Consider the following 244-nt stretch of genomic DNA (forward strand, 5'->3'; position numbering starts at 1 on the left):
GTGCTGTACTTGTGATCAGTGGGTTTCAAATTCAACAATATTACCAGATTCAATTAGACGACTTACAAAATAAAGTCGCGCTGACAAATAAGGCCAAAAGCGAAGTTCAAGCCTTTGAATTTATTCCTGCTTCAGCATTATTAGCCCAAATAGAAGATATTCCAGAAGATAAAAAGCTGATTAAGAATGGTTTGTTAAAGACACATCAATCTGAAGTGTTGGATATTGTGGAACAACGTATAGC

Annotated in this window: 1 protein-coding gene; it reads left to right on the top strand. The window is 35.7% G+C overall.

Annotated features, from left to right (window positions below):
* Nucleotides 1-244: hypothetical protein (locus AAEY72_RS16000; protein ID WP_352311646.1), on the top strand; the 244-nt coding region annotated here is incomplete at both ends.

Origin of the sequence: Psychrobacter sp. W2-37-MNA-CIBAN-0211 (assembly GCF_040309405.1) — a bacterium.
In the GTDB taxonomy this organism is placed as follows: Bacteria; Pseudomonadota; Gammaproteobacteria; order Pseudomonadales; family Moraxellaceae; genus Psychrobacter; species Psychrobacter glaciei.